The 3,140-nt window shown below is 50.6% G+C and carries 4 protein-coding genes; 2 read left to right on the top strand and 2 right to left on the bottom strand.

All coding sequences use genetic code 11. The features are described from left to right. Positions 1 to 858, bottom strand: an 858-nt coding sequence (locus VIM87_RS04085) for a DUF1800 domain-containing protein (protein WP_331995740.1), incomplete at its 3' end; no start/stop codon positions are given. Between the two features lie 126 nt (positions 859 to 984). Continuing rightward, positions 985 to 2,193 (bottom strand): molybdopterin molybdotransferase MoeA, encoded by a 1,209-nt coding sequence (locus VIM87_RS04080; RefSeq protein ID WP_331995739.1) that lies wholly within the window; start codon positions 2,191 to 2,193, stop codon positions 985 to 987. A 49-nt stretch (positions 2,194 to 2,242) separates the two neighbouring features. On the opposite strand from VIM87_RS04080, the gene moaC reads away from it, so the two are divergent. Together moaC and VIM87_RS04070 are read left to right on the top strand one after the other, a co-directional pair. Further along, positions 2,243 to 2,734 carry a cyclic pyranopterin monophosphate synthase MoaC gene (moaC, locus tag VIM87_RS04075; RefSeq protein WP_331995738.1) on the top strand — a complete coding sequence of 164 codons (492 nt, stop codon included), beginning with the start codon at positions 2,243 to 2,245 and terminating at the stop codon, positions 2,732 to 2,734. Positions 2,735 to 2,745: 11 nt separating this feature from the next. Then, positions 2,746 to 3,140 (top strand): NTP transferase domain-containing protein (locus tag VIM87_RS04070; RefSeq protein ID WP_331995737.1); only part of this gene is annotated, 395 nt, incomplete at its 3' end.

The following is a 3,140-nucleotide window of genomic DNA, read 5'->3' as shown; positions in this document are numbered from 1 at the left end:
CATCAGGGATTTAATATCGTAACCGGAGTGGTAGAATTTATTAGCCAGCATAGCCACTTTGTCGTCATCCACCGTTGTTTCATTTACAAAAAAGCGGTAGATCTTTGCCGTGATGTAATGCGCGGTTTGTTTGTTATCCAGCAATATTTTCAGCATATCATCGCCGTTAAAGTTGCCGCGTTTACCCAGCACCTCTTTTTCGCCATCGTCGTGTATACGTTCCCGGAAAACAAACTGGCCACTGCCATCAAAGCCCCAGCCGGTAAAGGCCCTGGCCGCTTCCTTAATATCTTTCTCTGTATAGTTACCGCGGCCCATGGTAAACAGCTCCATTACTTCGCGGGCAAAATTTTCGTTGGGATGTTGTTTGCGGTTCTGCTGGTTATTCAGGAAGCTTAACATGGCAGGTGTTTTAGATACCGCGCTTAACAGCTCTCCAAAATTACCCAGCGCATTTTCCCTTATCACCTGTAACAGCTGCTGGTTATACAGCACGTTCTGTGTGCGGCAGGCAAAATGCCCATGCCAGAACAACGCCATTTTTTCACGAAGCGGATGTTCGCTATTGATCATAGCATGCGTCCAGGCTATGTTAAGATCCTTTACGCCCTGCCGGTTCATTTGCTGCACCTGCTTACGCTGCTCTGCGTTCATATCTTTTACTTTCCGGTAATCCGGCAGGTCAGACTCACTGATCACAGCTACGGCATCCAATGTATCTTTTTTGCCGATCAGTATTTTATTTACGATCTCTTTACGGCGTTTATCCGTCCACTTTGTAATAACCGGCAGGGGCTCTCCAAAGCCGGCGCGCCAGGCCAGGTGTTGCAGCTGTAGTTTTTCGGATACCGGGGGCATACGCAAATAGGTTTCCAGGTAAGACAATAAATTCTAAACAGGGTTTAATGGGTCTAATGTTAAGCTTTCTGATAACCGGTTTTAGCTATAGGTCTTTAGTATGGTGTTACTTTAATCAGGCGATCATTATCTGAACCGCCAAACGGGAAAACTTTCCCCTGCCTTAAAATGATCCTGCGCAGCAGGCAGCTCCATAAAAGCATCTGCAGTTAATAAAGCGGGCAGGTCGCCGGAATTATTATAATTATGTGGAATGGCTTTCAACTCACCAGTAGGTTGTGGTTGCAGCTGTACCGGTAAAAAGTAGGTAAGCGGTTTATTAAACGTCACATCCTGTCCCAATACCGCATAGGGAACAGGGGCTACCTGGTGGCCCATACCGGCCAGCAGCCAGGGTTGCACGTACCTGTAAAAACACATAAATCCTGAAACGGGATTGCCGGGCAATGCAAACACTACCGGCCCATCCTTAAAAAGCCCGAACAGGAAAGGTTTGCCGGGGCGCTGCTCCACTTTATGAAAAATGCGCTGCATACCCATTTCTTCCAGTATCACGGGTAAATGATCGTACTTACCGGCCGATACTGCGCCGGAGCAGATCCATACATCCACGTTCCGCAGGGATTCAAATAATTGCTGTATAGCCGGTTTATGATCAGCCACATGATGAATAGTGGCTGTAATGCCCAGCCCCTGCAGGGAAGCAGCCAGGCTGTATACGTTCGACATGCGGATCTGGTGCGGGGCCGGTGTCGCCGTTACCTCTACCAGCTCATCGCCCGTAGCAATCACTGCTACACGGGGCAGGCGGCCTACACTTACTTCATATTTGCCTACTGTAGCCAGCACGCCTGCTTCCGCAGGAGTAATGCGGGCGCCGGGTGCAATAAGGGTTTTGCCGGCGGCGCCATCCGCGCCCTCCCAGTGAATGTTCTGGTTCTTTTGTACCGGCTGTGTAATGGTAAAACGTTTAAAACCTTCATGCTCCGATGCCTGCAGATGCTCGTACGGCACCACGGTATCCGTAAGCTCCGGTATTACGGCGCCGGTCATTACTTCCAGGCAGTTGGCCATGTTACCCAGCTGTTTACGCGGCACACCGGCGGCCTGAATATCTTCCACCCCAAAAATGGTTTGCCCTTTGCCATAACTTTCTGCAAAGTTGATGGCAATACCGTCCATGGTAGCGCGGTCAAAGGGCGGGAACGGCCTGTCGGCCAGCACCGGCTCCCGCAATATCCTGCCGGTAGCTGCCGTAAAAGACAGCTGCTCTGTACCAAAATCGCGCACTGTATTCATAACAGCTGCATAAGCAGTAGATACATCTAACAGCATTGTAGTAACTTTGGGTGAAGAATTAGCCGTTTTGTAAATTTATTCTTTTATGTCTAATACATCAAGCACTTCCTCCTTCTCGCACCTGGATGAGCAAAACAGGCCGGCCATGGTTGACATCAGTGACAAAAGCAGCACTATTCGTGTAGCCATTGCCGAGAGCCGGGTGTATTTACCGGAAATGATCCGCAAGGAATTTAACGGCGGCGACATTAATACCCGCAAGGGCGCTGTGTTCCAGACCGCCATCATCGCAGGTATTATGGGTGCAAAAAGAACGCCGGAGCTGATACCCTTATGCCATACCCTGCTGCTGGATAATTGCAGCGTGGATATTCAGCTGGTGGGTGAAGAAGCGGTGATCCGCTGCACCGTTAAAACCACCGGCAAAACAGGGGTGGAGATGGAAGCGCTCACCGGCGCCACTGTAGCGGCGCTCACGGTGTACGACATGTGTAAGGCTTTTACGCATGAGATGATCATCCGGCAAACCAGGTTGATCAGTAAAACAGGTGGTAAACAGGATGTAGTAGTGGAATAAAACGAAATGTTATGGCAGCTGATTTAAAAGGATTGATATTATGCGGCGGGTACAGCACCCGCATGCAGCAGGATAAAAGCCGGATCGCTTACCATGGTATGCCGCAGTGGCGATACCTGCACAGCTTATTAAGCAAGGTGGTGCCGGAAGTATATATTTCCTGCCGCCCCGATCAGCAGGAGATCTTTGCAGGCGCTGCACCGCTGATCACCGACAGTGTTAGCATAGGCGGCCCGGCAGCCGGTTTGCTGAGCGCGTATGCTGCTTTCCCGGATACAGCCTGGCTGGTGCTGGCCTGCGATCTGCCCCTCATTAGCCGGCAAAGCCTGGATCACCTGGCCGCTATGCGCGATCCGCAGAAAGCAGCCACGGCCTTTAACAGCCCGGTGAATAATTTACCGGAACC

It is taken from the genome of Chitinophaga sp. (assembly GCF_036569125.1).
Classification (GTDB): Bacteria; Bacteroidota; Bacteroidia; order Chitinophagales; family Chitinophagaceae; genus Chitinophaga.
This window is presented reverse-complemented; position numbering and strand designations above follow the sequence as displayed.